This is a genomic window from Streptomyces triculaminicus (genome assembly GCF_017349075.1).
Lineage (GTDB): Bacteria > Actinomycetota > Actinomycetes > Streptomycetales > Streptomycetaceae > Streptomyces > Streptomyces triculaminicus.
Map to the genome: position 1 here is coordinate 1,073,639 of NZ_JAFMOF010000003.1, position 25,522 is coordinate 1,099,160.

Below are 25,522 nucleotides of genomic sequence, written 5' to 3' on the forward strand. Positions count from 1 at the left end.
GCGCTAGCGGATCAGGGTGGCCGTCTTCCGGGCGGCCACCAGCACCGGATCCCACACGGGCGAGAACGGCGGCGCGTACCCCAGGTCCAGCGCCGTCATCTGCTCCACCGTCATCCGCGCGGTGAGCGCGACCGCCGCGACGTCCACCCGCTTCGCCGCGCCCTCCCGCCCCACGATCTGCACGCCCAGCAGCCGGCCCGTGCCCTGCTCGGCCAGCATCTTCACGGTCATCTCCCGGGCGCCGGGGTAGTAGCCCGCCCGGCTCGTCGACTCGATCGTCGCCGTCACGAAGCGCAGCCCCACCGCGCGGGCGTCCTTCTCGCGCAGCCCGGTGCGGGCGATCTCCAGGTCGCACACCTTGCTGACGGCCGTCCCGACCACGCCCGGGAACGTGGCGTACCCGCCGCCCACGTTCATGCCGATCACCTGGCCGTGCTTGTTGGCGTGGGTGCCCAGGGCGATGTGCCGGGTGCGCCCCGACACCAGGTCGAGGACCTCCACGCAGTCACCCCCCGCCCAGATGTTCGCGTGCCCGCGCACCCGCATCGCCAGGTCCGTCAGCAGCCCGCCCGACTCGCCGAGCGGCAGCCCCGCCGCCGCGGCGAGCGAGGTCTCGGGGCGTACGCCCAGGCCGAGGACGACCACGTCGGCCGGGACGTCGCCCGCCGACGTCGCCACCCCCACCGCCTCGCCGTCCGCCCCGGTGCGAACGCCCGTCACGGCCGTGTCCGTGACCACCTCGATGCCCATCCCCGACATCGCCTCGCGGACCAGCGCGCCCATGTCCGGGTCCAGCGTCGCCATCGGCTGCGCCGAACGCTCCACGACCGTCACCGCGCAGCCCCGCCGGACGAGGGCCTCCGCCATCTCCACGCCGATGTACCCGGCGCCGATCACCACCGCCCGGCGGGCGGCCGTCCGCTCCAGGCCCTCCAGCAGCGCCCGCCCGTCCTCCAGGGTCTGCACCCCGTACACCCCGCGGGCGTCGATGCCCTCGAGCGGCGGGCGCAGCGGCCGGGCGCCCGTGGCCAGGACCAGGTCGTCGTAGCCGTGCCAGGTCTCCCGGCCCGACGTCAGCTCCCGGGCCCGCACCCGCTGTCCGGCGACGTCGAGCTCGGTCACCTCGGTGAGCATGCGCAGGTCGATGCCGCGCTCGCGGTGGGCCTCGGGCGTCCGGGCGACGAGCGCGTCGGGGCCGTCGACGACGCCGCCGGTCCAGTAGGGGATGCCGCAGGCGGAGTACGAGGCGAGGCGGCCGCGCTCGAACGCGGTGATCGCCAGGTGCTCCCGGTCCCTCAGCCTGCGGGCCCGCGACGCGGCGGACATGCCCGCCGCGTCGCCCCCGACGACCACCATCCGCCGTTGCCCCGCCATCGCGCGCCTCCCGTCGTCCCGCCGGTCGTGCGGCTCACGCTACGGGGCCCCGCCGAAGCGGAGGAACACCGTCTCCTCGTGGAGCGCGTCGCCCTGGAGACGGACGTCGAAGCGGTACGAGCGCGGGCGCGCCGCGTCGTGGGCGGCCAGCAGCGTGGCGCGCCGCTCGGCCGGCAGCGAGGCCAGCAGCGGGTCGTCCCCGGGCGGGCGGACGTAGACGCGGGTGAAGAGGTGGTGGGTCAGCCCGCGGGCGAACAGGCACAGCGCCAGATAGGGCGCCCCGCCCGGCAGCAGGGTGCGCAGCGCGTAGTGGCCGTCCTCGCCGGTGGGCACGCGCGCGAAGCCGGTGAAGGCGTCCCCGACGCGGTACGGGCCGCGGGCGGCGCCCGCCGGCGAGCCGTCCGGAGCCGCCTGCCAGAACTCCAGCAGCGCGTCCGGCACCGGCGCGCCCGGCCCGTCGAGGACGTACCCGTGCAGGGTGATCGCGTCGGGGTGTCCGGCGGGGGCGAGGTCGTCGCCGCCGGGGAAGGGCAGGGCCATGCCGAAGTAGGGCCCGACGGTCTGCGAGGGCGTGGGGTCCAGCGGCATGTCAGCAGCCCTCCCGCGTCGGGGTGGCGGGGGCCGTCCAGGTGGCGGCCGGACCGTCCAGAACGATGTCCCAGTGGTAGCCGAGGGAGAGCTCGGGCTCGTTCAGGTCGGGGTCGTAGACGGCGACCAGGCGGCGCCGGGCGTCCGCGTCGGGGAGGGCGTTGCGGATGGCGTCGTAGGGCAGGAGCGGGTCGTTCGGGAAGTACATCTGGGTCACCAGGCGCTGGGTGAAGGCCGTGCCGAACAGGGAGAAGTGCAGGTGGGCGGGGCGCCAGGAGTGGGGGTGGGAGGCCCAGGGGTAGGCGCCGGGCCGGATGGTGGTGAAGCGGTAGCGGCCGGAGTCGTCGGTCAGGCACCGGCCGGTGCCGGTGAAGTGGGGTCGAGCGGGGCCCGGCGGTCGTCGAGCCGGTGGGCGTAGCGGCCGGCGGCGTTGGCCTGCCACAGCTCCACCAGCTGGCCGCGCACCGGGCGGCCCCGGCCGTCCAGGACCCGCCCGCTGACGGTGATGCGCTCGCCGATCGGCTCGCCCAGGTGCTGGCGGGTCAGGTCCGCGTCCAGCGGGCCCACGTCGCGGGCGCCGAAGAGGGGCGCGGCCAGCTCGACGGCGCCGGGGCCGAGGACGACCGGCACCGGTGGCCGCAGGGGTCTGCGCTCGACGACGCCGACGTAGGGCGGCGCCTCGCCGAAGCCGGCCCCACGTCCGGTCCGTCGCCGCTCCCCGTGCCGTTCACGTGCCGGTCCGTTCGCTGCCATGGCCTTGCCCTACCCCGGTCCGGCACCCGCGATCCCCGCCCGGACGGCCGTTATCGGTCAGGCTCGAGGCTCGCGGCGGGCGGAGGACGGCGGGCGGGTCAGCGCTCGAGGACCAGCGCCTGGCCCTGGCCGACGCCGATGCACAGCGCCGCCAGCCCCGTGCCGGAGCCCGCCGCCGCGAGCTGGTGGGCGACCGAACCCGCCAGCCGGGCGCCGGAGCAGCCCAGCGGGTGGCCGATCGCGATCGCCCCGCCGCGCGGGTTGACGACGTCCGGGTCGAGCTCCGGCCACTCGGCCAGGCAGCCCAGCGCCTGCGCGGCGAAGGCCTCGTTGAGCTCGAGGACCGCGAGGTCGGCGAAGGTGCGGCCGGCAGCGGCCAGCGCCCGCCGCACCGCCTCCACGGGGCCGAGCCCGTACAGGTCCGGCTCGATGCCGGTGACGGCCGACGCCCGCACGCGGGCCAGCGGCTCCCGGCCCGTGGCCGCGAGGCCCGCCTCGTCGCACAGCAGCAGGGCCGCGGCACCGTCGTTCAGCGGGGAGGAGTTGCCCGCGGTGACCGTGCCGCCGTCCATGCGGAAGGCGGGCTGCAGCGCGGACAGTGCCTCGAGGGACGTGCTGTCGCGGATGCACTCGTCGCGGGGCAGGTCCACCCCGGGCAGCGGCACGACCTCGCCGTCGTAGGCCCCCTCCTTCCAGGCCCGCGCGGCCTTCTCGTGGCTGGCCAGCGCGAACGCGTCCTGGCGCGCCCGGGTGATGCCGTGCTTGTCGGCGATGCGCTCCGCGCCCTCACCGAGGGAGACGGTCCAGCGCGGGGGCATCCGCGGGTTCGTCATCCGCCAGCCGAGCGTGGTCGAGTACATCTCCTGGGGACCTGCGGGGAAGGCACGGTCGGGCTTGCGCATCACCCAGGGGGCGCGGCTCATCGACTCCACGCCGCCCGCGATCACCACGGAGGCGTCGCCGACCGCGATGGCGCGGTAGGCCTGGACGACCGCCTCCAGGCCCGAGGCGCACAGCCGGTTGACGGTGGCGCCCGGCACGGTCACCGGCAGCCCGGCCAGCAGTACGGCCATCCGGGCCACGTCGCGGTTCTCCTCGCCGGCGCCGTTGGCGTTGCCGAGGACCACGTCGTCGACGCGGGCCGGGTCCAGTTCGGGCGAGCGGTCGACCAGCGCCCGGACGACGTGCGCGGCGAGGTCGTCGGGACGTACGCGGGAGAGGGCGCCGCCGTACTTGCCGACCGGGGTGCGGACGGCGTCGACGATGTACACATCCCGGATGCGGTCGTTCATGGGGTCTCCGTAAACGTTCGTGACGGGTGGGACGGTGCGACGGTCGTGTGCGCGCGAGTCTCGGCGCGGCGCGGGGCTCTGTCAATGGGGTGCCGACGGGCGCCTCGTGGGGATTTGAGACAGTGGGGCCATGAGCCAAGCGCACCCCTCTTCGCGGCACGTGGTGGTCATCGGCGGCGGGATCTCCGGCCTGGCGGCCGCCCACCGGCTGCTGGAGGGCGGCGCCCGCGTGACGCTCCTGGAGGGCTCGGCCCGCCTCGGCGGCAAGCTGCACTCCGGCGAGATCGCGGGCGTGCCCGTCGACCTGGGGGCCGAGTCGATGCTCGCGCGGCGGCCGGAGGCCGTCGAGCTGGCCCGCGCGGTCGGCCTCGACGACCGGCTGCAGCCCCCGGCCACCGCCACGGCGAGGATCTGGTCGCGCGGCGGCCTGCGCCCGATGCCCACGGGCCACATGATGGGCGTGCCCGGCGACCTCGCCCCCCTGGCCGCGTCCGGGGTGCTCTCCGAGGAGGGCGTCGCCCGCGTCGCCCGGGACGCCGAGCTGCCGCGCACCGAGGTCGGCGACGACGTCGCCATCGGCGAGTACGTGGCCGGGCGGATGGGCCGCGAGGTCGTCGACCGGCTGGTGGAGCCCCTGCTCGGCGGCGTGTACGCGGGCGACCCCTACCGGATCTCGATGCGGGCCGCGGTTCCGCAGCTCTTCGAGATCGCCCGCTCCCACCGCTCGCTGATCGAGGGCGTGCGCGAGCTGCAGGCGCGCGCCGCCGCCCGGCCGGCGGCCGCCGGCCCGGTCTTCATGGGCATCGACGGCGGCATCGGCACGCTGCCGGTCGCGGTCGCGGACGCGGTGCGCGCGGCCGGCGGGGAGATCCGCACGAACGCCCGCGTCACCGGGCTCGACCGCCGCCCGGACGGCTGGACGGTCGTCCTCGGCGAACGGACGCTGACGGCCGACGCCGTCGTCGCGGCCACCCCGGCACCGCACACGGCCCGCCTGCTCGCCCCGCACGCCCCCGCGGCCGCCGCCGGCCTCGCGTCGGTGGAGTACGCCTCCATGGCGCTGGTCACCATGGCCTTCCGCCGCCCGGACGTCGAGGGACTGCTGCACGGCAGCGGCTTCCTCGTGCCCCCGGTCGACGGCCGGAAGATCAAGGCGTCCACCTTCTCCGGCAACAAGTGGGGCTGGAACGCCGCCGGCGACCCGGACCTGTTCGTCCTGCGTACCTCGATCGGGCGGTTCGGCGAGGAGGAGGACCTCGGGCGCGAGGACGCCGAGCTGGTCGCGATGTCGCTCAAGGACCTCGGCGACGCCGTGGGGCTCGCGGCGGCGCCCGTGGAGAGCGTCGTCACCCGCTGGGACGGCGGCCTGCCGCAGTACCCCGTGGGCCACCTCTCCCGTGTCGCCCGCATCCGCGAGGACGTCGCCCGCCTGTCCGGCCTGCGGGTCTGCGGCGCGGCCTACGACGGCGTGGGCATCCCGGCCTGCGTCTCCAGCGGACGACGGGCCGCCGACGAGCTACTGGTCACCCTGACGCCGGGCGCCGAGGGGCAGGGGGGAGAATAGGGACATGACTGACGCCCCTGGGAAGACCCCGAACGCCGGCAAGAAGGCCAAGGACCTCAACGAGGTCATCCGCTACACCCTCTGGTCGGTGTTCAAGCTGCGCGACGTGCTGCCGCAGGACCGCGCCGGCTGGGCCGACGAGGTCGAGGAGCTCTTCGCCCAGCTCGCCGAGAAGGACGTCACGGTGCGCGGCACCTACGACCTGTCCGGTCTGCGGGCCGACGCCGACGTGATGATCTGGTGGCACTCCGAGACCGCGGACGCCCTCCAGGACGCGTACAACCTCTTCCGCCGCACCCGGCTCGGCCGCGCGCTGGAGCCGGTGTGGTCGAACATGGCCCTGCACCGCCCCGCCGAGTTCAACAAGTCGCACATCCCGGCGTTCCTCGCCGACGAGACGCCGCGCGACTACGTCAGCGTGTACCCCTTCGTGCGCTCGTACGACTGGTACCTGCTGCCCGACGAGGACCGCCGCCGCATGCTCGCCGACCACGGCAAGATGGCCCGCGGCTACCCCGACGTCCGGGCCAACACGGTCGCCTCGTTCTCGCTGGGCGACTACGAGTGGATCCTGGCGTTCGAGGCCAACGACCTCTACCGCATCGTCGACCTGATGCGCCACCTGCGCGCGTCCGAGGCACGCATGCACGTCCGCGAAGAGGTGCCGTTCTACACGGGCCGTCGCAAGGCCGTGGCCGAACTGGTGGCGGGGCTGGCCTGAGCCGGACCCGGCGGGGCTCGTCCGAGCCCCGCCGGGGGTTCGTCACGTCGTCGCGCGCGGCTCCGCGCGCGGTGCGCAGTACGTGCGCCGCGCCGGGAGCTGGCCGTCGAGCAGGTACTTCTCCAGGTAGCGGTTGACACAGGCGTTGGGGCCGCCGCCGATGCCGTGGGTGCCGGCGCCGCGCTCGGTGACCAGCGCCGAGCCGCCGAGCCTGCGCTGCAGCTCGAGCGCTCCCTTGTACGGGGTGGCCGCGTCCCGCTCGGCGGCCAGCAGCAGCACGCCCGGCAGACCGCCCTTCCGGTCGACCCTGACCTCGAGCGGCTTCTGCTGCGGGCCCTTCCAGAACGCGCACGGCAGGTTCATGAAGGCGTTGCTCCACGTCTCGAACGGGGCCTTGCGGGACAGCCGGTCGTTGTCGTGCTCCCACGTCGGCCAGGAGTGCGGCCAGGCGGTGTCGTTGCACTCCACGACGGTGTAGACGGCGTTCTCGTTCTCGGCGGCCCGCGCGCTCTCCGCCCCCGGCGCGGCCAGCGCGATCAGCGGCTTGTCGTCGCCGCGCAGGTACGCCGAGAGCGCCTGGGCGTCGCGTGCCCAGTGGCTGTCGGCGTAGCCGGACTTGAGGAAGGCCGACTGCAGCTGGCCCGGTCCCACCGTGCCGCCCGCGGGTCGCTTGGCCAGGCGCTTGCTCGCCTTCTCGTACGAGGCCAGCACCTCCTTGGGGGTGCGTCCCAGGTGGTAGACGGCGTGGTGGTGGCCCACCCAGCGCCGCCAGTCGGCCCAGCGCCGTTCGAAGGCCTCCGACTGGTCGAGGTTGTTGCCGTACCAGATCTTGCGCGGGTCGGGGTTGACGATGCTGTCGAAGACCATCCGGCGCACGTGGGTGGGGAACATCTCGGCGTACAGGGCGCCGAAGTAGGTGCCGTACGACGCCCCCATGTAGGTGAGCTTCTTCTCGCCGAGCGCGGCCCGCAGGACGTCGAGGTCGCGGGCGTTGTTGAGGCTGGTGAAGTGGCGCAGGCCGGCGCCGCCCCGGCGGGCGCAGCCGCGCGCGTAGGCCTCGGCCTTGGCGAGCTGCCGCTCCTTGTACGCGGCGGAGGGGTGCTGGGGCGCGTCGGTGGGGCCCTTGACGAAGCCGGCCGGGTCGACGCAGGACAGCGGTGCGGAGCGGCCGACGCCGCGCGGGGCGTAGCCGATCAGGTCGTACGCGTCGGAGATGTCGCGCCACTGCGGCAGGCGGGTGAGCAGGGGGTAGAACATGCCGTTGCCGCCGGGACCGCCGGGGTTGAAGACGATGGCCCCCTGGCGCTCGTCCTCGTCGCCGGCCGCGCGGGCGCGGCTGACGGTGAGGCGGATGTGTTTGCCGTTGGGGTGCGCGTAGTCCAGGGGGACGGAGACGGTGCCGCACTCGATGGGTTCGGGCAGCCCCTCGACGGCCGGGCAGTCGCCGAAGTCGATCCCCTTGGCGGCGGCCCGCGAGGCGGCCAGGGCCACGCCCCGGGCCTCGACGAGGCCGGGGTCCAGGGCGTGGGCCGGGGCGGCCGGGAGGCCGGTGAGCCCGGTGAGGATCAGAGATCCGAGGGTTCCGTACAGGGCTGCTGATCTCACGGGGATATATCCCTTCATATGCAATACGGCAAAAGGGATAATTCGGAAATGGATCGGCGAAGTAAAGCACTGGATGCGATGTCGGACGCGAATGCGCCCGAAGAGAGCCCGCTCCCGGTGCCGTTGCCCGTCGCCGACCCCTCCCGTCCGAACGTCAGCCGCAGCGGCGGCCGCTGTTGATGCAGCGCACGGCGGTGTCCATGAGCCGCTCGGGCATCACGTTGGCGAAGTCGGCGTGGTCCGTGACGGGCTTGCGCAGCTGCTCGGGGAAGCTGTCGACGGCGAACGCCGGCTGCCGGGGCACGCTGTACGTCAGCTCCATCCGCAGCTGCGGCACGGGCCGGAAGCCGCCGGCGCAGCGGCCGGTCCGCGCGTCCGGGAAGACGATGTGCGCGCGGTGGTCGCCGCTGTCGGTGTTCCGCCCGTCCCAGCAGCTGGGGAAGTCCAGCTGCCGTACGACCTTGCTGTCACCCGGGCAGAGCGGGTACGCGTCCGTGAGGTGCCGGCCGGCGACGCCGGTGCAGCCCCAGCGGGCCCGGGCGTTGCCGGGGCCGTTCGTGAACGCCTTGGCGTCGCCGGTGATCACCCGCAGTCCGGGCGGCATGGCACCCACCTTCGCCGCCGGGTTGCCGCGGAAGGTGAGGGAGGCGCTGTCGGGGGTCAGCACGCGGCCGGTGTTGCCGTCGCGGCTCTCCTTCTCGCCGCCGTTCTCGTCGCCGTTCTGGCCGGTCAGGCGCAGGACCGGCCAGAAGTAGGCGGACTTGTCGCCCTGGGCGCAGGTGGTGCCCGCGGCGCGCAGCGAGGCATCGGTGGAGAAGGCGTCGGTGGAGCGGTTCCCGACGTAGTCGTGCAGGTGGTGGGCGCCGTTGGTGACACCCGGCGTGACGATGAAGTTGTCGGGGTTGCGGTGGCCGTTCTCGTTGCGGCCGCAGCGGGTGGTGAAGGTGCCGGTGGAGGCGGAGGCCTGGTTCCGGGGCGGCGGCGCGTCGGGGCGGGCGCGGCGGATGTCGGTGAAGTCGGCGGGGGAGGGGCCCGCGTGGTCGTGACTGTCAGTGGGGAATGTCACTCTGGGTGACGAGTCGGGGTGGGCGGAGGCGCTGCCGGTCACGGCGGCGAACGTGCCCGCCGAGCCGAGCAGCGCCAGTAAGGCGATGAGGATCAGGTGCTTGGCGCCGAGGCGGCGCCGGTGACTGACCGGCATGAGGGATCAACTCTCTTCGGAGGGGGACGGGGATGAGGGGGACGGGGATGAGAGGGGCGGGGTCGCGGTCGTGGTCGGGTCCGGGCCGGGGAGGCCGGCTCGGGCGCGTCGTGGGCGTGGGGCGCGGCGGGGCGGGCGGCGGCTCGGCTCCCGAGGCGGGCGGAGCCGGCCGGGGCGGCCCGGACGCCAGGGCGTCGAAGTCGACCAGTCCGGTGTCCTCGAGCACCTTCATGTGATCGAGGACGGTCGTCGCCGCGTCGTCGGCCAGCTCGCGCACCGCGGAGTTGCGGGTGCTCGCGCGCACCTGCCCGACGAGCGCGAAGACCTTGCCGTGGGCGAAGCGCAGGATGTTGGCGAACTCCCGGTCGTACGCCCCGCCGTGCGCGGCGCCGAGCCGGGTCAGCCAGCGGCGCTGCTCGGCGTTGGGCTGGCTGGGCAGCTCGAGGCCGAGCCGCTGCCCCACGTCGCGCACGTGCTGGTCGAGGGCGGTGTGGCCGTCGACGAGATGCCGGCCGGCCAGCTTGACGGCGGCCGTGGTGCCCCGCTCCAGCGCCTGCTGGCCGGCGGGGGTCTCCCAGAGTCCGGCCAGTCGGACGCGTTCGACGAAGTCGCGGTCGGTCGCGGACAGCGGGCCGAACCGCGTCGGGACGGAGCCGGCCGTCGGGTCGGCGGCGGCCGCGCCCGCGGCCGTGCCGGTGCGGTCGGCGTAGGACCAGAGGGGGAAGAGCAGAGCGGCCACGGTCGCGGTGAGGGCGGTGACGATCAGGCCGGTGCCGGTGAGGGATCGCATGGGGCCTCCTTGTGCGCGACCGCACGCTAGGGGCCCGGAGCTGATCGGCGAGCGGATTCGGCGGATCCGTGGGCGGGGGCGGGGCCCCGATTCCCGCGTCGGCCTGCGCGTTCGGGGCGTCCGAGAAAAACCGGAGGGGAATGTGTGCTGCGTCACGGCGCGGGCAAGGCGGCCCGGGGCGGTGGGGGCGGTTGGTACGTTGTGCGGTTTCGCCCTGGGGGCGCGGGGGCGTGCGCGGGCGGCGCCGGGGTGGCGAGGCCCCGCGGTCGGGGGACGCCGCGGGGCCTCACCTCACCCAACGGGTGGTCGATTGGGTTGGTTCCCGTGCTTCTGCGGCAGTATGGCGGGTGGGGGTGATGGGCGTGCGTGAACGGCCGGAAGCGAAGAGGGGCGCGAACGGAAAGCGGTACGACCCTGAAAGGCTCTTTCTGCCCCCCGACGACGATCTCGCCCCGAACAGGCCGGGCGAGACCCTCCGGGCCCGGCTCGACGCCTCCCGGGCGGGCCGGGTGCGCCTGGCGATCGCCCGGCTCCTCGGGCGCCGGCCCGTGGAGGACTCCTGGCGCCGCGCGCTGGCCGCCGAACAGCTCGTCGGGGCGGAGCTGGAGGGACTGACACCGGGCGGCTGGGAGGTCGTGCACTCCATCGTGCTGCCCGGCGAGGCCGTCATCTCCCATCTGCTGATCGGGCCCGGCGGCGTCTTCAGCGTGGCCGCCGAGCGGATCCGCGGGGGCCGGGTCGAGGTGGACGACGCCTCGGTCCTGGTACCGGGGGAGCGCCACCCGCTGCCGTACGTCCGCCGTGCGCGGCACAGCGCGCGCCGGTCCTCGCTGGTGCTCTCGCGGGGCTGCGGGTTTCCGGTGCGGGTGCTGCCGGTGCTGGTGCTCGTCGGCGCGGCCGGCGTGGACGGGGCGGACTCGCTGGAGGACGTACGGGTGCTGCGGGAGGAGGAGGTGCCGGGGCTCGGCGAGCTGGGCGGGGTGCTGCACCCGGACCGGGTGGACCGCATCCACACGGTGGCGCGCAACCGGCGCGTGTGGCTCGGGGCGTGAGGCGCCGGGCGGCGGTGCCTACCAGGGGCCGGGGACGGCCCCGGTCAGCAGCCGGCGCAGCAGCGCCGCGTCCTCGTCGTTCAGCCCGTCGGCGAAGCGGGTGAGCACGACCTCCCGGTCGGCGCGGCCGTCGAGGACCTTGTGCATGCGCCGGGCGGCGAGGCCCGCCTCGTCGGTCAGCGGCGCGTAGGCGTAGGCCCGGCCGCGCGGGGTGCGGGTGAGCACCTCCTTGCCGTGCAGCCGCGACAGGATCGTCACCACCGTGCTGTACGTCAGCTCGCCCGAGAGCGTGGCCTGCACCTCGCGCGGGGTGAGGGGGGCGCCCGCCCGCTGCAGTGCGGCGAGGACCTCGCCCTCCAGTGCGCCGCTGGCGCGGCGCCTGCCCTGGTGGGGGACGACGGGGGGAGTGGGCGTTGCCATGTCTGGTCGGAGATCCTTCTGTCAGTCTTCCGCTTGCCTCTACAGGAGTGTAAAGGCTTCCTAAGGTGTAGAGAGAACCCTGGGTAATCTGACTGAGTATCAGATTCCGGTTATGGCAGACTCGCCCCAGAATCGAGCTGTAGACACAGCGATGGATGTTCGAACGGGGTCGGGGCAAGCGGTGGGCGAGCGACGGAAAAACGGGGCACATGCGGACAAAGGCTCCGGACTTGCTTATGGTCGCCGGGGGAAGCGGGGCACCCCGCGCCGCGTCGCACCGTACCGCGACGTCCTGAACCGTCTCCGGCCCGCCTACCCCCGCCCCGGGCGCACGGGCCACCGCCGCTGGATACCCTCCTGGCGCCAGGTCCTGGGCTCCTTCGGCATCCTGGCCGGCGCGTTCACGGCCACCGTCGCGATCCTCTACGCGCGCACCGACATACCCTCCGACCTCAACGCCTTCGCCACCCAGCAGGACAACGTCTACTACTACGCCGACGGCACCGAGATGGCCCGCACGGGCCCGGTCGACCGGCAGGACACGGCCCTGGAGAAGGTCCCCGAGAAGGTGCGCTGGGCCGCGCTCGCCGCCGAGAACGAGACCTTCTACTCCGACAGCGGCATCTCCGTCAGCGGCATGACGCGCGCCGTCTCCCGGATGCTCACCGGCGGCGACACCCAGGGCGGCTCCACCATCACCCAGCAGTACGTGAAGAACGCCTACCTCAACCAGCAGCAGACCTTCAGCCGCAAGCTCACCGAGATGTTCATCGCGATCAAGCTCGACAACAAGATGAGCAAGTCGGACATCCTCGAGGGCTACCTCAACACCAGCTGGTACGGGCGCGGCAGCTACGGCATCCAGCGCGCCGCCCACGCCTACTACGGCAAGGACGTCTCGCAGCTCGACGCGAGCGAGGGCGCCTTCCTCGCCTCCCTGCTCAAGGGCGCCGCGCTCTATGATCCGGCGGTCAGCGCCAAGAACCACGAGCGCGCCGTGGAGCGCTGGAACTGGATCCTCGACCGCATGGTCACCATCGGCAAGCTCTCGCCGAAGGAGCGGGCCGGCTACACCCGCTTCCCCGAGCCCAAGGCGCCGCCCAAGCCGGCCGGGCTCAGCGGCCAGACCGGCTACCTCGTCGACACCGCCCGCGCCTATGTGAGCGCCCACACCGAGGTCTCCGACGCCGACTTCGACCTCGGCGGCTACCAGATCCGCACCACCTTCCGGAGGCAGGACGTGGAGGAGCTGGCCAAGGCCGTCGAGGACGTCCGCAAGGGGCTGGACCCCGACAAGCGCGAGAGCGACCGGAACGTGCGCGTCGGCGCCGCCTCCGTGGCCACCGACGGGCGCATCCTCGCCCTCTACGGCGGCCCCGACTACCTCAAGCAGGGCTTCAACGACGCCAACTCCACCGTCGTCCCCGCGGGCACCACCTTCGGCCCCTTCGTCTACGCGGCAGCCCTGCGCGACGGCATCCAGCGCCAGCGCGGCGGCCCCCGCGTCACCGTGACGCCCGCGACCGTCTACAACGGCGACGACAAGGTGGCCATTCGCACCCCCGAGGGCCCCTACTGGGACCGCTCGGGGAAGATCGTCAAGGCGTCCAACGACGGCGGCAGGTCCTACGGCCCCATCACCCTCAAGGACGCCGTCGCGCGGTCCGTGAACTCCCCGATCATGCAGCTGGGCATGGACGTGGGCCTGGACCGGGTGGGCAGGGTGGCCGTGCAGACGGGCCTGCTCGCCGAGAGCCTGGGCGCCAAGGTGCCCGCCTTCTCCCTTGGTACGAGCACGCCCAGCGCCATCCGTATGGCCGGCGCCTACGCCACCTTCGCCGCCAAGGGCATGAACAGCGAGCCGTACTCCGTGGACCGGCTCAGCCGCAATGGCGACCCGCTGGAGGTGGAGAAGCCCTCCGCCGAGCGCGCCCTGCCCGTGAGCGTGGCCGCGGCGGTGGACGAGGCGCTGCGCGACTCCGTCCGGCGCGGCGCCGCGACGGCGGCCGCGGCCGCCGGGACCGGCGTGGCGGGCACGCCCGGCACGGGCCCGGACAACAAGTCGGCCTGGTTCGCCGGCTACCGCGGCCGGACCGCGACCGCCGTCTCGCTCTTCCGCATCGACCCGAAGACCCAGGAGCCGCTGAAGCTGGACGGCCTGGGCGGCGCCGCCGCGTCGGTGCGCGGCAGCACGTACCCCCTCGCCATCTGGACGGGCTACATGAGCCACGGCGGGAAGTGACGGGGCCGGCGGCCCCGCCGGCTACTTGATGAAGGTCTTCCAGTCCGGGGACTGCGCGGGGTCCAGCCCGCGCAGCTTGGCGAGCACCTTCGGGTCCTGGGCGTCCAGCCAGTCGGCCACCTGCCGGAAGGAGACGCAGCGCACCCCGTCCCGGCGGCAGACGTCCTTCATCACGTCCTCCATGGCCTTCATGTAGATGCCCCCGTTCCAGGTCTCGAAGTGGTTGCCGATGAACAGCGGGGCGCGGCTGCCGTTGTAGACGCGGTTGAAGCCGTTGAGGTACCCCTCGGTGGTCTCCTTCTGCCATGCCGCGCGCTTGGCGGGATCGCCGTTGGTGTTGTCACCGGACTGGTTGAAGAGGAAGTTGAAGTCCATCGAGAGGACCTGGCGCTCGCTCTTGGGGTAGGGCAGCAGCTGCAGCGGGAAGTTCCAGATGCCGTCGATCTGCGACGGCCACAGCTGGAAGTCGCCGGGGGAGCTGGCGTCGTAGCGCCAGCCGAAGGACTTGGCCGCCGGTATGAGCGTCTTCTGCCCCTCCAGGCAGGGGGCGCGGCCGCCGACGAGCTCCTTCTCGTAGTCGAAGGGCAGCGGGGGCAGGCTCTTGAAGCCGGTGTTCGTCTTCCAGTTCTGCACGAACGCGTAGGACTGCTCTATCTCCTTCTTCCACTCCTCGGTGCTCCAGTCCCCGCCGCCGTTCTTGCCGCAGAAGTGGCCGTTGAAGTGCGTGCCTATCTCGTTGCCCTCCAGCCACGCGCCGCGCAGCTGGGCCAGGGTGTCCTTGATGTGCGCGTCGGAGGTGAAGTCGATGGCCGCGTCGCCCGGCTTGTGCTTGGGCGGCAGGTACTTCTGCCGGTCCGCCTTCGGCAGCAGGTAGATGCCGGTCAGGAAGTAGGTCATCTGCGCGTTGTTCTGCCGGGCGACCGCGCGGAAGTGGGAGAAGAGCTTGTCGTCGTTCTCCAGGGCGCCGTCCCAGGAGAAGACGACGAACTGCGGCGGCTTCTCGCCCGGCTTCAGCTTCTCGGGCTTGGCCACCTTCGGCTGCGGACCGGTGTAGGACGTCGAGCCGTCCCCGAGGACCCTGACCTTCCCGTCCCACACCTCTTCCGGCTTCTTGCCGCCGTTGGCCTTCTCCTTCGCCTCGCCGTCCGGCTTCGACGCGGAGGAGGCGGAGGCGTCCTTGCGGCCGTCCCCGCCGGTATCGCCCTGCGTCAGCGCGACCACGAGGGCCACGGCCACGCACGCGGCGCCCAGAGCCGTCCCCCCGTACAGAGACCTCTTCGACAACTTCGTGCTCCTGTGCGCCGGTACATGTGTTTCGGCGCCAGTATCACAGGCCCGTGCGACCGCTCCGCAGCCCGGGATGGTCCGCGACCACCGTGCACGAGCCGGGCGCGATCTCCCTGACCCTCGGCATAACTCGTGTACTAGGGGTGTGTAGTTATGAACGTCTTCATCCCGAAAAGGGCGGCTTTGTACTGCCGGCTCTCCTGCGAGCCCGACGGCTCGCTGGAGAAGGCGGAGCGCCAGGAGGCCGACGACCGGGCGATGGGTGCGCGCTTGTCGTGGCCGGAGTTCTGCTGCGTGTACGTCGATGTCCGGTGCAGCTACCTGGTTGGGACGCTGGTCCAGGCAGCCGCGTTCGGCTCGGTCGGTAGATCTTGTGCGGTCGCTCCCGCGGTGTGACCTCGTTCCGGCAGTCGAGGTATGAGGTTTTCTGTTCGGGCCCTGTTCGGGCCGCTATTCCGTAGTGCCGCGGCAGAGGCCCTCGACGCGGAACCACAGGCCCGGGGCGTAGACCGCATGGATGACGGCTTCCTCTCCTCTCGTGACCCGGAGGACTCTCAGGGCCCCGGCGGGAAGTAGGTCGTATTGGTACGTGATCTCGGAATTCCCTTCGACGGTGTCGTCGTAGGAGATATCCGCCCTGCGCTCGTTCGCGTATTCCTTTGGCGGCCGGTTCTCCACCAGCTTGATGAAGACGCTCATGGGGCCAACGGTACGGTCGTTTCGCGGGCTTCGCCCTCCGGGGGCGAGGGGAGGCCGCGGCGTCCGCCGGCCGGGGCCCTGCTCCTGTTCACGGCGGCCTGGCAGAGGGCGGAGCGGAGCCTCCTTCACGCGGGGTGAAGCCGGGCAAGTCGAGGTGGCGATTGACCGATGCCTCTCGGCCCGCCGACCCGGGGGCTCGTGCAGGGCATGCACGGCATGGGCTGTTCAGGCGTCGCCGTGCTGTGGGCGGTCGGCAGCCGAAGCCCGGCTGGTCGCCAGCCAGGATCGCGCGGGTTCGGCGGGATGCGTGGTGTCCACGGTGAGGTGGAGCCGGGTACCGCCTTCGCGGCCGGCCGGGTAGCTGCGTTGTTCGGTGGAATCGAAGCAGTTCCGGAGGACTTCCGCGACGCGGCGGGCGGTCTCGGGGGACGCGGCGACGATGCGAATGTCGGCGTACCCCGTCGGGGGCACCGGATCCGCTGGTACAGGGGTGGGCGTGGTGTGTGCGGAGGTCATGTTCGACGCCTCCGTCCGGAGGAGATCCGGCGGTGTTCACGGTCCCCGCGTGGTTGTGCGCGGCGGTTACGGGCGAGGAGGGGGCCGGCGGGGTCGATGGTCGACCGGGGGCGCTTCCGGCTTCTGCTGTCGCGCCACGGCAGGACGCCGCTGTGGCGGAAGCCTGCGATCCTTTCGTCGTGCCGGGAGCCCCGCCGGCGGGTCGGCGGGGCTCCCACAGCGATCAGGCCCGGGATCACGGCCAGGGTGACGGCGATCTCCACTGCCCTCACATCCCTCGGGCGGAGCGCGGAGGTCCGGTCGGGTTCCCGGCCGGTGGTGGCGCGGTCCCGCCCTCGGTCTCCCATTCCTCTTCGCGGTCCCGTGACTCCGTCGCGTCGTCGGCCGCCCGCTCGTCCTCCATCAGCCTGCTCGCGGTGAGGAGGCTTCCGGGGGTAGTCGCGGCGGACATCAGCCGGGCGGCCGCGGCCGGGGCGGTCTCCGGCGGGATGATCAGCAGGTCCAGGCGGTCCGCGGTGCAGGAGAACACGAGGAGCTTGTGCGGGTCCTGCTCATTGGTGAACCACCCCACGTGCACCGTGTGCCCGGTGACGGGAACCTTGCGCGGGATCACGGGCCAGAAGGCCGGATTCACCGTGACGCGGGTGACCCGCCCCCAGGAGTGGGCCAGCCTTTCCGCCAGTGCGGGGAGCTCGCGGGAGAGGTCACGCGAGCGGGGCCACCAGGCACCGTCCAGAAGCCCCCGCATCGTCCCTGGCGTCAGGGAAAGGCGAGCCGGCGGCGAAGGAGCGTGCTCGTCGGTGATCGTACGGTCGATGGCGGCAGCCATGATACGAACCCTGCCCCGGGCGCGCCGTCGGCGGCCCGGCATGGTGACTCGCCGGGAACGACACCCGCATGGAGGCCGGTGTACGAAGTATTCCCGGTCTCCCCACCCTATCTCCGGGAGGCGGTCCGCAGGCCTCGCTCGACCAGGCAACCTTGCGGGAACGCGGCCGTGCGACGGCCCTGTGGGGCGACCCTGCTGCCGGCCTGCGGAGTACGGTGGGGTTTCCAGGAACGCTTCGCCCGGTGCTGCCGGCACATCGCCGGACGACGGGCGAATGCGCGGAATTCTCGGAGACAGGCGAGCACACCATGGCCGATTCCGACACCCCACGCCTTCCCGGGCTTCTGCCGGACGCGATTCACCATGCCGTGAGACCGGGGACGGCGCTCCTGCGGCTGGAGACGACGCACGAGCGCGGGGGAGTCCTGGACGGCGCGTGGTGGCCGCGTTCCCGCGACATCCAGGCCGAGCTTCCCGGTCTGATCAGCGCCCTGACCGAGCACCTCGGGCCCATCATGCGCGTGGGCCTGGACGGGAGTGCCTGGGAGGAGCTCCCGACGCGGCTGACCGTCGACGACCGGGTCGTGCACATCGACTCCTTCCCCGTCGGTGACGACACGGTCCTCATCACCCGGGGCGACAACGATCACTTCGCCCTGCTGGTGATCCCGCCCGACGCGGCACCCGACGCGGCACGAGCCGCAATGGCCAAAGCCGTACGGGCCGACAACGTCACCCAGGCCGAACAGATCCTCATCGACACCGGCAGCACCCCGCGGACCTGAACGCCCGGGCAGCAATGGCATCCGGTCGGCCGAGGAAGGACAGCCGGGGCGAAGAACCGCGCCTTCCTCGCCGCCCCCCACAGCCCGCTTCACCACCGTGCACCGGGCGGGGTTCGTCACGACAGCCGGATCGCCCGGCTCACTTGGGCGGGAGTGCGGCAGCGGCTTCCCGGCCCAGGTGCAGCCAGCCGTCCAGGACGTCGTCGTCGAGGACCTCCCCCGCCACCAGCACCCACCCTTTCGAGATCCGGCCGCGGAACTCGTACGGCCGCGCGCCGGGCTGGGCGAGAGCCTGCGGAGTGGCCTCCGGGGCGACGCGCACCAGCAGGTCGTCGCCGACCACACCGACCGCCGTGTTCCCCCGCACCATGAAGACGAGTCCGCCGAACATCTTCTTCGCGACGACCGCGTCGGTCTCCTCCAGCAGCTCTCGCACCCGTTCCGCGAGCACCTCGTCATAGGCCGTGGCCCTCACGTTACCCACGCGTCACGGCACTCGCTCGTGCACTCCCCACCACGAGTCATATAGGACATTCCTCGCCCTGCATGCTCGTTACGGTCGTCTCCGGAAGGCGAAACTCCGCCCAGCCGATCCGCAGCAAGAGGAGAAGACCATGGCCGACACACACGCCGGCAACAGTGCCCTGAGCGGCAAGGTCCTGTCGCACGCGATCTGGGCCGAGGACGGAGGCGAGCTCGCGGAGTTCTATGCCGCCGCCCTCGGTGCGCAGGTCTCCGAGCCGTACCGGGACGAGGACGGCAACCCGGCGGCCTTCCCCGTGTGGGTCGGCGACATGATGTACGTCTTCTGGTCCGCGACGTCGTTCAAGGCCCCCACCTGGCCCCAGGACGAACTTCCCTTCCACATGGACATCAGGTTCGACGACGTCGAGGCGGCGGAGAAGCGGCTCCTGGAACTGGGTGCCACCAAGCTCGCCCACCAGCCGGGCGGGGACCACTGGACCGTTCTGCTCGACCCCTCCGGCCAGCCCTTCTGCATCAGCAGCACCCACTGACGACCCCAGCCGCTCACAGCGGTTGCTCTCACCAGGACGGCTGCCCCCGGAGTGCACCTCCGCCCCCACCGGCGGAGAAAGGAACCGCGAGGTGCCCCTGCTCGCCGGTGAAGGCCGCACCCCCGACCATGGAGGATGCATGCCGTTCGCTCCCTGCCTGAGTGTCAAGGACACCGCGGCCAGCATCGCGTTCTACAAACAGCTCGGTTTCGACGTCGATTCCAGCACCGCTCGCCCCGGCGACGACATCCACATGCTGCTCTACCAGGGCGGATTCTGCGCCATGCTCTACAGCAACGCCGACTTGAAGGACTGGCTGCCCGTCCTGGCCGACACCCCCATCGGCTTCGCCGGCATGTTCTACCTCGGCGTGGACGACTTCGACGGCGCCCACGACCGCATCTCCCGGCACGCCGAGATCGTCAAGGACACCGGCACCGACCACACCGGCCAGCGCATGTTCTACTTCCGCGACCCGGACGGCTACGTCGTCGGCATCAACGACCAGGCCGCCTTCCAGGCCAGCGACCTCGGCAAATACGCCTGACCCGGGGTCCGGACAACCGAGAGACAACAACCATGAACAGCGACATGTTCGTCCGCACGTGGGCGAACGCCTACAACGACCAGGACTTCGACCGGTTCGGCGAGCTGTACACCGACGACACCACCTACGAGTGCGGGCCCTTCGGGCTCGCCTTCACCGGCCGGGACGCCTTCGTGCGCCACCTGCGGGAGTACGCCGGTGCCGTTCCCGACCGGAAGTTCACCATCAAGCGGATCATCGCCGACGGGGATGCCGTCGCCGTCGAGTACGGCTTCGCGGGAACCAGCTCCGGGGCACACCCGGGCCTGCCTCCGGCGGGAGAGGCGGTCACCGCCGGCTTCTGCTCGGTCCTGCGACTGCGCGGGGACCGGATCGCCTCACAGACCGACTACCTCGGCGGACAATGACATCTCCCCTGAGCACAGACGGAGCCTCGGTGCCCGCCGGCCCGCGGCCCGGTCGGTCAGCTACGTGACGTAAGGACGCAGGCCGGGCCCGTTCGGTCACACCGGTGCTCAGAGGACTCGACGGTTACCCGGCCTTTCGGGACCGGGCCGCGGAACTCCGGTGCAGACGGTCGCGCGTGGCGGGGGGCAGTCCGGCCACCACGCCCTCCCAGGCGTGAGCGACCATGTCGGTGAGCTCCTCGGCGGGCACCGTGCCGTCGAGGGGGACGGTGATCCAGTGCCAGCGGCGTCCCTCGTACCAGGAGCGGATCCCCTCGTACTGCTCGCGCAGGTGCAGGGCGAGGCCGGGTTCGCACTTGAGGGTCACCTGCTCGGGGTGTTCCTTGGTCGCCTCCGCGAGCAGGGCGAAGATACTGCCGCCGACTTTGAACACCGGCCGACGAGGGCCGTACGGCTCCTCCTCCACCGTCTCGGGCAACGCGAGCGCGAGCACCGCGACTTCTTCAAGGGGCATGGTTCCGTCCTTCGTGCAGGTGGTGGCCGGGGGGGGCGGCTCACAGCGGGGGTGTGCGCCGCCACGTGGTGGGGCCGGCCCGAGCCGCATCCGGGCGCCGGCTCTCCCCGCCTACGTCACCCCTCCGACCCGCCCGGCCCCCGTCAGGGTGATTTCGCTCGCCTGCTGTGGACGGTCTCCGGCCGGGCTCCGGCCCGGCCTTCGCGCCCGGTTCGCACGGAAAGAAGCGTAAAGCCGTTTTCGGTCCACCACGACCGGGGCGGCGAGGGGCCGCGCGCCAGCAGGATGTCCGAGCCGTCACCGAATGAGGAACAATCCTCAGGAACGTCCGTGCAGCGCCGGGTGGTCGGCGATCACCGTCGCCGAACCCGGCGCGATCTCGGTGAAACCCGCGTCGCGTACCACCGGTAGCCCGCTGCCCGTCAGCTCCGCCCAGCGCGCCGGGTCCGCGGTCCGCACCGACAGGGCGAAGCCGTCCTTCCGCCAGACCTCGCGGGCCGCGTCGTCCAGCGCCCACCACGCCAGCTGCGCACCGTGCCCGGCCTGCGCCATGGCCTTGCCCGCCGACATCTCCAGCGCCGGGTTCAGCCACAGCACCGGCCGCCCGGCGTCCGGCGCGGCCGGCGGCTCCGGGTCGTCCAGATCCGTGCCCGACACCTGCAGCTTGACGAGCTCCTTCGGCCAGCCGTCCAGCGGAACGGGCGGGAAGACCCGCACCTCGGCGGCCGCGCCCGCCACCGTGATCCCCGGCAGCGCGGACGCCTTGCGCCACTCCGCGCCCCGCGCCCGCCGCACCACCTTGCGGATCCGCGCGTCCTGCCAGTCCCGTACGGCCCGCGCCCACTCGCCGTCCTCGGCGGTCGCCCGCTCGTCCGACAGCAGCGTGAGCACCGCCCGCGCCGCCGTCTCCAGGGCGTCGGTACGGGCGGGCGGGGCGGCCTTCTCCACCCGCACGACGAGCGGGAGGACGAACTGCGGCGCGTCGTCGCGAGGGTCCTGGGGAAGCACGGAAGCGGTCTCTGAGCTGGTCACACCCCCACGCTACCGTGGGGCCCATGAGGCTGACGGGGGTCGGGCGCCGCTATGGAATCGGCGGCCCGTGGGTGGTGCGCGATGTCGACATGGAGCTCCCCGAAGGCGCGCTGCTGCGCGTCACGGGCGCCAACGGCAGCGGCAAGTCCACCCTGCTGCGGGTGCTCGCCGGCATCGACGCACCGAACGCGGGCCGCGTCGAGGGCCGGCCGCGCACCGCCTACGTCCCCGAACGCTTCCCCGCCGCCCTGCCCTTCACGGCGGCCGGCTACCTCACCGCGATGGGCCGCGTGCACGGCCTGGGACGGGCCGCCGCCGCCCGGGCCGCCGGGGAGTGGCTGGAGAGGTTCGGCGCCGGCCACCACGCCCGTACCCGCCTGTCCCAACTCTCCAAGGGCACCAGCCAGAAGGTCGCCGTGGCCCAGGGCCTGCTCGCCGCGCCGGGCCTGCTCGTACTGGACGAGGCATGGACGGGCCTGGACCCGGCCTCCCGGACCATCCTGGACCGGGCGGTCACCGACCGCGTCGCCGCCGGGGGCACCGTCGTCTTCGTCGACCACGACCCCGGGCGCCTGGCCGACGCGGCGCACACCGTCTTCCGCGTCGAGGACGGGCGGCTGCGACGCGACGGGCACCCTGCCCCCGTCGCGGAGGACCGCGTGCGGATAGAGGCGGAGGGCCCGCCCGGCGCCGCCCTCCCGCCGGCCCTGCCCGGCGACCCCGCGTGCGAACCCGCCCCCGGCGGGCGGCCCGGCGCCCTGCGGCTGACGGTCGCCGGCGCGCACTCCGACGAGCTCCTGCGCGCGCTCCTCGCGGCCCGGCCGCCCTGGCACATCCACGCGGTGACCCCACGGGAGACGAACCGATGACCGCCCTGCTGCGCTACCAGACCGCGTTGCTGATCCGCTCGCACCGGTGGCTCGCGCCGCTCCTGCTCCACGCCGCCTTCCTGGCCGTCGGGGTGCGCGTGGGGGAGCCGGTGCTGGGCGCCCTCGGCATCGCCGCCGCCGCGCTCGTGCCCACGGCCGCCTGGCTGACGCGGGTGTGCGTCACCAACGAGCCGCCCGCCGCCCGCGACTGCTCCGCCGCCGCGGCCGGACCGGGCCGCACCCACCTCGCCGCGGTCCTCACGGCGCTGCTCGCCTCGGCCGCCCTCGGCACGGTCTGCGCCGCCCTCGTCGCCGCCGTCAGCGCCCCGAGCAGCGCCGACCGCGCGGTGGCCGTCCCCTTCTGGCCCGCGCTCCGGGCGGGACTGGCGGCGGCCCTGGCCTGCGCGCTGCTGGGCGTGGCGGTGGGGGCGCTGTGCAACCGGCCGCTGCTGCGCAGCACGGCACAGGCCGTTCCGGCCACCGTGCTCGCCGTGTTCCTGGTGCTCTTCGCCGGGGTCTCGCCGGCCATGGCCGCCGTGGAGGGTCTCGTCACCGGCTCCCGCGACGGCTCCGTCCACCTGCCCCTGCTGCCCCTCACCGCCGCGGCCGTCCTGGCGGCGGGCGCCACGGCGGTGGCCTGCGCGGCGAGCGGCCGGCGCGGCTGAGGCCTCGCCCGAGGGGCCCGGGCCCCGTGTCGCGGGCGGCCGCCGGACGGCACCATGGACACCACGTTCTCCGGGACTTCGTCGAGAGGAGCCGCCCGTGCTGTTCGAGGTGTGGGCGCCGCAGGCCGCCCGGGTCGCCCTGTGGACGGACGGCCGCACGGACCCGATGGAGCGTCACCCCTCCCGCGACGGCTGGTGGCGCCGCGAGGCGCCCGCCGCCGACGGCACCCGCTACGGCTTCGCCCTCGACGGGGGCCCGGTCCTGCCCGACCCCCGCGCGCGACGGCTGCCGGACGGCCCCGAAGGGCCGGGCGCGGTCGTCGACTTCACCCGCTTCGCCTGGCGTCACCCCTGGCCCGGCCGCCCGCTGCCGGGAGCGGTGCTCTACGAGCTCCACACCGGCACCTTCACCCCCGAGGGCACCTTCGACGCGGCCGCCGCCCGGCTGCCCCACCTCGCCGGCCTGGGCGTCACCCACGTCGAACTGATGCCCGTCTGCCCCTTCCCCGGCACACACGGCTGGGGCTACGACGGCGTGGCCCCCTGGGCCGTGCACGAGCCCTACGGCGGCCCCGAGGGCCTGCACCGGTTCGTGGACGCCGCGCACGGGCTGGGCCTGGGCGTCGTCCTCGACGTGGTGCACAACCACCTGGGCCCCTCCGGCAACCACCTGCCCGCGTTCGGGCCCTACTTCACCGACACCCACCACACGCCCTGGGGCGCCGCCGTGAACCTCGACGCGCCCGGCTCGGCGGAGGTACGGGCGTACCTGACCGGCAGCGCGCTGGCCTGGCTGCGCGACTACCGCCTCGACGGGCTGCGGCTGGACGCGGTGCACGCGCTGGCCGACACCGGGCCGAAGCACTTCCTGGCGGAGCTGTCGGCGGCGGTCGACGCCCTGGCCGCCCGGCTGGAGCGGCCGCTGTTCCTCATCGCCGAGTCCGACCTCAACGACCCGGCCACCACCACCCCGCGCGAGGCCGGCGGCCTGGGCCTGCACGCCCAGTGGAACGACGACTTCCACCACGCCCTGCACACCGCCCTGACCGGCGAGTCCCAGGCCTACTACGCCGACTTCGCCGCCGACCCCGCGCACGCCCTGGCCAAGACGCTGCGCGGCGGCTTCTTCCACGACGGCACCCGCTCCGCCTTCCGCGGCCGCCGCCACGGCCGGCCGCTCGACCCGGCCACCACCCCCGCCCACCGGCTCCTGGGCTACTCCCAGACCCACGACCAGATCGGCAACCGCGCCCTGGGCGACCGGCTGTCCGCGCACCTGACCCCGGGCCGGCTGGCGTGCGCGGCGGCCCTCGTGCTGTGCGCGCCCTTCACCCCGATGCTGTTCATGGGCGAGGAATGGGGCGCCCGCACGCCCTGGCAGTACTTCACCGACCACACCGACCCCGCCCTCGCCGAGGCCGTACGCACCGGCCGCCGCCGCGAGTTCGCCGCCCACGGCTGGCCCGCCGCCGAGATCCCCGACCCCCAGGACCCGGCCACCCGCGACCGCTCCTGCCTGGACTGGACCGAACCCGGCCGCGCCCCGCACGATCGGCTGCTCGCCTGGTACCGCCGCCTGATCGCCCTGCGGCACGCCGAGGCCGCCCTGACGGACCCCACGTGGCACTACGACGCCCTGTCAGTCGGCCCCGGCGGCACGGTGACCTTCCGCCGCGGCCCGCTCGTCGTCGCCGTCAACCCCACGGACCGGCCCGTGCGCGTGCCGCTGGGACCGGGCGGCGCCCGCGCGGAGGTCCTGGCCGCCTGGCGGCCGCAGGCCCCGCCGGACGAGGACGGCGGCCTGACCCTGCCGACGGAGTCCGCCGCGATCCTGCGGTGCTAGGGCGGACACGCCCTAGGGGCGGTTGCGGCCCCCCGGGGCCGGAGAGACGCTGGGAGGGGCGTGACCGTTCCTTCGCGAGCGCGGGTCCACGGCGCCGGGCACGGCGCGCCGCACCGAAGGAGTGAGGGGCGATGCGCACACTGCTCAGGGCCCGTATGGACACCCGCGCGGGGAACGAAGCACTCCGCAACGGCACCCTGTCGAAGGTCGTCGAGGAGATGATCGAGCGTCTCCACCCGGAGGCCGCCTACTTCACCGCGCTGGACGGGGGCCGCACCTGCCTCCTGGTCTTCGACATGGAGGACTCCTCGCAGATGCCCGCCGTCTGCGAGAAGCTCTTCACGGAGATGGAGGCCGAGGTCGAACTGCACCCGGTGATGAACGCGGACGACCTGAAGAAGGGCCTCGCCGCGCTGCGCTGACCGGCCTCGGCCTCCTGAGCCTCCCGGCCGGCCTCAGCCTCCTGCCGGCGGGCCTCAGCCCGCCTCCGGCTCCAGCCGCAGCGAGATGGAGTTGATGCAGTACCGCTGGTCCGTGGGGGTGGGGTAGCCCTCACCCTCGAAGACGTGGCCCAGGTGGGAGCCGCAGCGGGCGCAGCGCACCTCGGTGCGGACCATGCCGTGCGTGCGGTCCTCGAGGAGCTCGACGGCGGAGGAGTCCTTGGGGTCGAAGAAGCTCGGCCAGCCGCAGTGGCTCTCGAACTTCTCCGTCGAGCGGAACAACTCGGCGCCGCACGCCCGGCAGCCGTACACGCCCGCCGTCTTGGTGTCGGTGTACTCGCCGCGGAAGGCGGGCTCGGTGCCGGCCCGGCGGAGCACCTCGTACTCCGCCGGACTCAGCTCGGCGCGCCACTGCTCGTCCGTCTTCTCGACCTCGTACGCCATGTCACGCCTTTCGGAACGCGGCTGCTC

General features: G+C 73.4%; 28 protein-coding genes and 1 pseudogene. 13 read left to right on the plus strand and 16 right to left on the minus strand.

Annotated features, from left to right (window positions below; translation table 11 throughout):
- Positions 1-3: 3 nt before the first annotated feature.
- From J1792_RS23260 to J1792_RS23275, 4 genes and pseudogenes are all read right to left on the minus strand, one after another.
- Positions 4-1,374 carry an FAD-dependent oxidoreductase gene (locus J1792_RS23260; RefSeq protein ID WP_207248094.1) on the minus strand — a complete coding sequence of 457 codons (1,371 nt, stop codon included), beginning with the start codon at positions 1,372-1,374 and terminating at the stop codon, positions 4-6.
- A gap of 39 nt (positions 1,375-1,413) precedes the next feature.
- Positions 1,414-1,962, minus strand: a complete 549-nt coding sequence (gene pcaG, locus J1792_RS23265; RefSeq protein ID WP_207248095.1) for a protocatechuate 3,4-dioxygenase subunit alpha — start codon at positions 1,960-1,962, stop codon at positions 1,414-1,416.
- A 1-nt stretch (position 1,963) separates the two neighbouring features.
- Positions 1,964-2,715, minus strand: a pseudogene (gene pcaH / locus J1792_RS23270) (protocatechuate 3,4-dioxygenase subunit beta).
- A gap of 98 nt (positions 2,716-2,813) precedes the next feature.
- A complete protein-coding gene (locus J1792_RS23275) occupies positions 2,814-4,007 on the minus strand; it encodes a thiolase family protein (RefSeq protein ID WP_207248096.1) in 1,194 nt (397 codons plus the stop codon).
- Between the two features lie 130 nt (positions 4,008-4,137).
- Here J1792_RS23275 and hemG point away from each other — a divergent pair, with 130 nt between their 5' ends.
- Positions 4,138-5,571, plus strand: coding sequence for a protoporphyrinogen oxidase (gene hemG / locus J1792_RS23280; protein WP_086574243.1), 1,434 nt, complete (start codon positions 4,138-4,140; stop codon positions 5,569-5,571).
- Between the two features lie 4 nt (positions 5,572-5,575).
- Positions 5,576-6,292, plus strand: a complete 717-nt coding sequence (gene hemQ / locus J1792_RS23285) for a hydrogen peroxide-dependent heme synthase (RefSeq protein ID WP_086574244.1) — start codon at positions 5,576-5,578, stop codon at positions 6,290-6,292.
- A 42-nt stretch (positions 6,293-6,334) separates the two neighbouring features.
- On the opposite strand, the gene J1792_RS23290 is transcribed toward hemQ, so the two are convergent.
- The 3 genes from J1792_RS23290 to J1792_RS35885 all read right to left on the minus strand — a co-directional run bounded on the left by J1792_RS23290 (position 6,335) and on the right by J1792_RS35885 (position 9,888).
- A complete protein-coding gene (locus tag J1792_RS23290; protein ID WP_207248097.1) occupies positions 6,335-7,897 on the minus strand; it encodes an alpha/beta hydrolase in 1,563 nt (520 codons plus the stop codon).
- A 154-nt stretch (positions 7,898-8,051) separates the two neighbouring features.
- Entirely contained in the window at positions 8,052-9,005 is a 954-nt protein-coding gene (locus J1792_RS23295; RefSeq protein ID WP_372446156.1) for a DUF1996 domain-containing protein, read from the minus strand.
- Positions 8,947-9,888 (minus strand): DUF4142 domain-containing protein, encoded by a 942-nt coding sequence (locus tag J1792_RS35885; RefSeq protein WP_372446157.1) that lies wholly within the window; start codon positions 9,886-9,888, stop codon positions 8,947-8,949. The genes J1792_RS23295 and J1792_RS35885 overlap by 59 nt, the downstream gene beginning before the upstream one ends.
- 362 nt (positions 9,889-10,250) lie before the next feature.
- On the opposite strand from J1792_RS35885, the gene J1792_RS23305 reads away from it, so the two are divergent.
- Positions 10,251-10,940: a nuclease-related domain-containing protein gene (locus J1792_RS23305; RefSeq protein ID WP_179199111.1), complete on the plus strand. Its 690-nt coding sequence runs from the start codon at positions 10,251-10,253 to the stop codon at positions 10,938-10,940.
- Between the two features lie 18 nt (positions 10,941-10,958).
- Here J1792_RS23305 and J1792_RS23310 read toward each other — a convergent pair whose 3' ends face one another.
- Positions 10,959-11,360: a BlaI/MecI/CopY family transcriptional regulator gene (locus J1792_RS23310; RefSeq protein WP_086574590.1), complete on the minus strand. Its 402-nt coding sequence runs from the start codon at positions 11,358-11,360 to the stop codon at positions 10,959-10,961.
- A gap of 112 nt (positions 11,361-11,472) precedes the next feature.
- Here J1792_RS23310 and J1792_RS23315 point away from each other — a divergent pair, with 112 nt between their 5' ends.
- Complete coding sequence (locus J1792_RS23315; protein WP_242646353.1) at positions 11,473-13,602, plus strand: transglycosylase domain-containing protein; 2,130 nt, start codon at positions 11,473-11,475, stop codon at positions 13,600-13,602.
- Positions 13,603-13,623: 21 nt separating this feature from the next.
- Here the strand turns inward: J1792_RS23315 and J1792_RS23320 are convergent, their stop codons facing one another.
- Positions 13,624-14,886, minus strand: coding sequence for a polysaccharide deacetylase family protein (locus J1792_RS23320; protein WP_242646354.1), 1,263 nt, complete (start codon positions 14,884-14,886; stop codon positions 13,624-13,626).
- A 156-nt stretch (positions 14,887-15,042) separates the two neighbouring features.
- On the opposite strand from J1792_RS23320, the gene J1792_RS23325 reads away from it, so the two are divergent.
- Complete coding sequence (locus J1792_RS23325) at positions 15,043-15,285, plus strand: hypothetical protein (protein WP_207248100.1); 243 nt, start codon at positions 15,043-15,045, stop codon at positions 15,283-15,285.
- Between the two features lie 54 nt (positions 15,286-15,339).
- Here J1792_RS23325 and J1792_RS23330 read toward each other — a convergent pair whose 3' ends face one another.
- The 3 genes from J1792_RS23330 to J1792_RS23340 all read right to left on the minus strand — a co-directional run bounded on the left by J1792_RS23330 (position 15,340) and on the right by J1792_RS23340 (position 16,933).
- The gene (locus J1792_RS23330; RefSeq protein ID WP_086574586.1) at positions 15,340-15,588 is read right to left on the minus strand and encodes a hypothetical protein; all 249 of its coding nucleotides are present in this window, start codon (positions 15,586-15,588) and stop codon (positions 15,340-15,342) included.
- Between the two features lie 225 nt (positions 15,589-15,813).
- Entirely contained in the window at positions 15,814-16,104 is a 291-nt protein-coding gene (locus J1792_RS23335) for a hypothetical protein (RefSeq protein ID WP_086574584.1), read from the minus strand.
- A gap of 268 nt (positions 16,105-16,372) precedes the next feature.
- The gene (locus tag J1792_RS23340) at positions 16,373-16,933 is read right to left on the minus strand and encodes a DUF5994 family protein (protein ID WP_086574582.1); all 561 of its coding nucleotides are present in this window, start codon (positions 16,931-16,933) and stop codon (positions 16,373-16,375) included.
- 308 nt (positions 16,934-17,241) lie between these two features.
- On the opposite strand from J1792_RS23340, the gene J1792_RS23345 reads away from it, so the two are divergent.
- Complete coding sequence (locus J1792_RS23345; RefSeq protein WP_086574596.1) at positions 17,242-17,718, plus strand: DUF5994 family protein; 477 nt, start codon at positions 17,242-17,244, stop codon at positions 17,716-17,718.
- Between the two features lie 139 nt (positions 17,719-17,857).
- Here the strand turns inward: J1792_RS23345 and J1792_RS23350 are convergent, their stop codons facing one another.
- Positions 17,858-18,202 (minus strand): TfoX/Sxy family protein, encoded by a 345-nt coding sequence (locus J1792_RS23350; protein WP_242705328.1) that lies wholly within the window; start codon positions 18,200-18,202, stop codon positions 17,858-17,860.
- A gap of 130 nt (positions 18,203-18,332) precedes the next feature.
- On the opposite strand from J1792_RS23350, the gene J1792_RS23355 reads away from it, so the two are divergent.
- From J1792_RS23355 to J1792_RS23365, 3 genes are all read left to right on the plus strand, one after another.
- A complete protein-coding gene (locus tag J1792_RS23355) occupies positions 18,333-18,734 on the plus strand; it encodes a VOC family protein (RefSeq protein ID WP_086574580.1) in 402 nt (133 codons plus the stop codon).
- 139 nt (positions 18,735-18,873) lie between these two features.
- A complete protein-coding gene (locus J1792_RS23360) occupies positions 18,874-19,281 on the plus strand; it encodes a VOC family protein (RefSeq protein WP_086574577.1) in 408 nt (135 codons plus the stop codon).
- Positions 19,282-19,313: 32 nt separating this feature from the next.
- The gene (locus tag J1792_RS23365) at positions 19,314-19,688 is read left to right on the plus strand and encodes an ester cyclase (protein ID WP_086574575.1); all 375 of its coding nucleotides are present in this window, start codon (positions 19,314-19,316) and stop codon (positions 19,686-19,688) included.
- 124 nt (positions 19,689-19,812) lie between these two features.
- Here J1792_RS23365 and J1792_RS23370 read toward each other — a convergent pair whose 3' ends face one another.
- Both J1792_RS23370 and J1792_RS23375 read right to left on the minus strand, forming a co-directional pair.
- Positions 19,813-20,202, minus strand: coding sequence for an MmcQ/YjbR family DNA-binding protein (locus tag J1792_RS23370; protein ID WP_086574574.1), 390 nt, complete (start codon positions 20,200-20,202; stop codon positions 19,813-19,815).
- 318 nt (positions 20,203-20,520) lie between these two features.
- The gene (locus J1792_RS23375; RefSeq protein WP_086574572.1) at positions 20,521-21,234 is read right to left on the minus strand and encodes an aminoacyl-tRNA hydrolase; all 714 of its coding nucleotides are present in this window, start codon (positions 21,232-21,234) and stop codon (positions 20,521-20,523) included.
- 23 nt (positions 21,235-21,257) lie between these two features.
- Between J1792_RS23375 and J1792_RS23380 the strand changes: the two genes are divergently transcribed.
- The 4 genes from J1792_RS23380 (at position 21,258) to J1792_RS23395 (ending at position 25,033) form a co-directional block, all read left to right on the plus strand.
- Positions 21,258-22,103 (plus strand): ATP-binding cassette domain-containing protein, encoded by an 846-nt coding sequence (locus J1792_RS23380; RefSeq protein WP_207248101.1) that lies wholly within the window; start codon positions 21,258-21,260, stop codon positions 22,101-22,103.
- Positions 22,100-22,768: an ABC transporter gene (locus J1792_RS23385; RefSeq protein ID WP_207248102.1), complete on the plus strand. Its 669-nt coding sequence runs from the start codon at positions 22,100-22,102 to the stop codon at positions 22,766-22,768. The genes J1792_RS23380 and J1792_RS23385 overlap by 4 nt, the downstream gene beginning before the upstream one ends.
- A gap of 97 nt (positions 22,769-22,865) precedes the next feature.
- Positions 22,866-24,611, plus strand: a complete 1,746-nt coding sequence (gene treZ / locus J1792_RS23390; protein ID WP_086575137.1) for a malto-oligosyltrehalose trehalohydrolase — start codon at positions 22,866-22,868, stop codon at positions 24,609-24,611.
- Positions 24,612-24,742: 131 nt separating this feature from the next.
- The gene (locus J1792_RS23395) at positions 24,743-25,033 is read left to right on the plus strand and encodes a hypothetical protein (RefSeq protein WP_086575139.1); all 291 of its coding nucleotides are present in this window, start codon (positions 24,743-24,745) and stop codon (positions 25,031-25,033) included.
- Between the two features lie 54 nt (positions 25,034-25,087).
- Here the strand turns inward: J1792_RS23395 and msrB are convergent, their stop codons facing one another.
- Positions 25,088-25,495, minus strand: coding sequence for a peptide-methionine (R)-S-oxide reductase MsrB (msrB, locus tag J1792_RS23400; RefSeq protein ID WP_086575141.1), 408 nt, complete (start codon positions 25,493-25,495; stop codon positions 25,088-25,090).
- Positions 25,496-25,522: the final 27 nt, after the last annotated feature.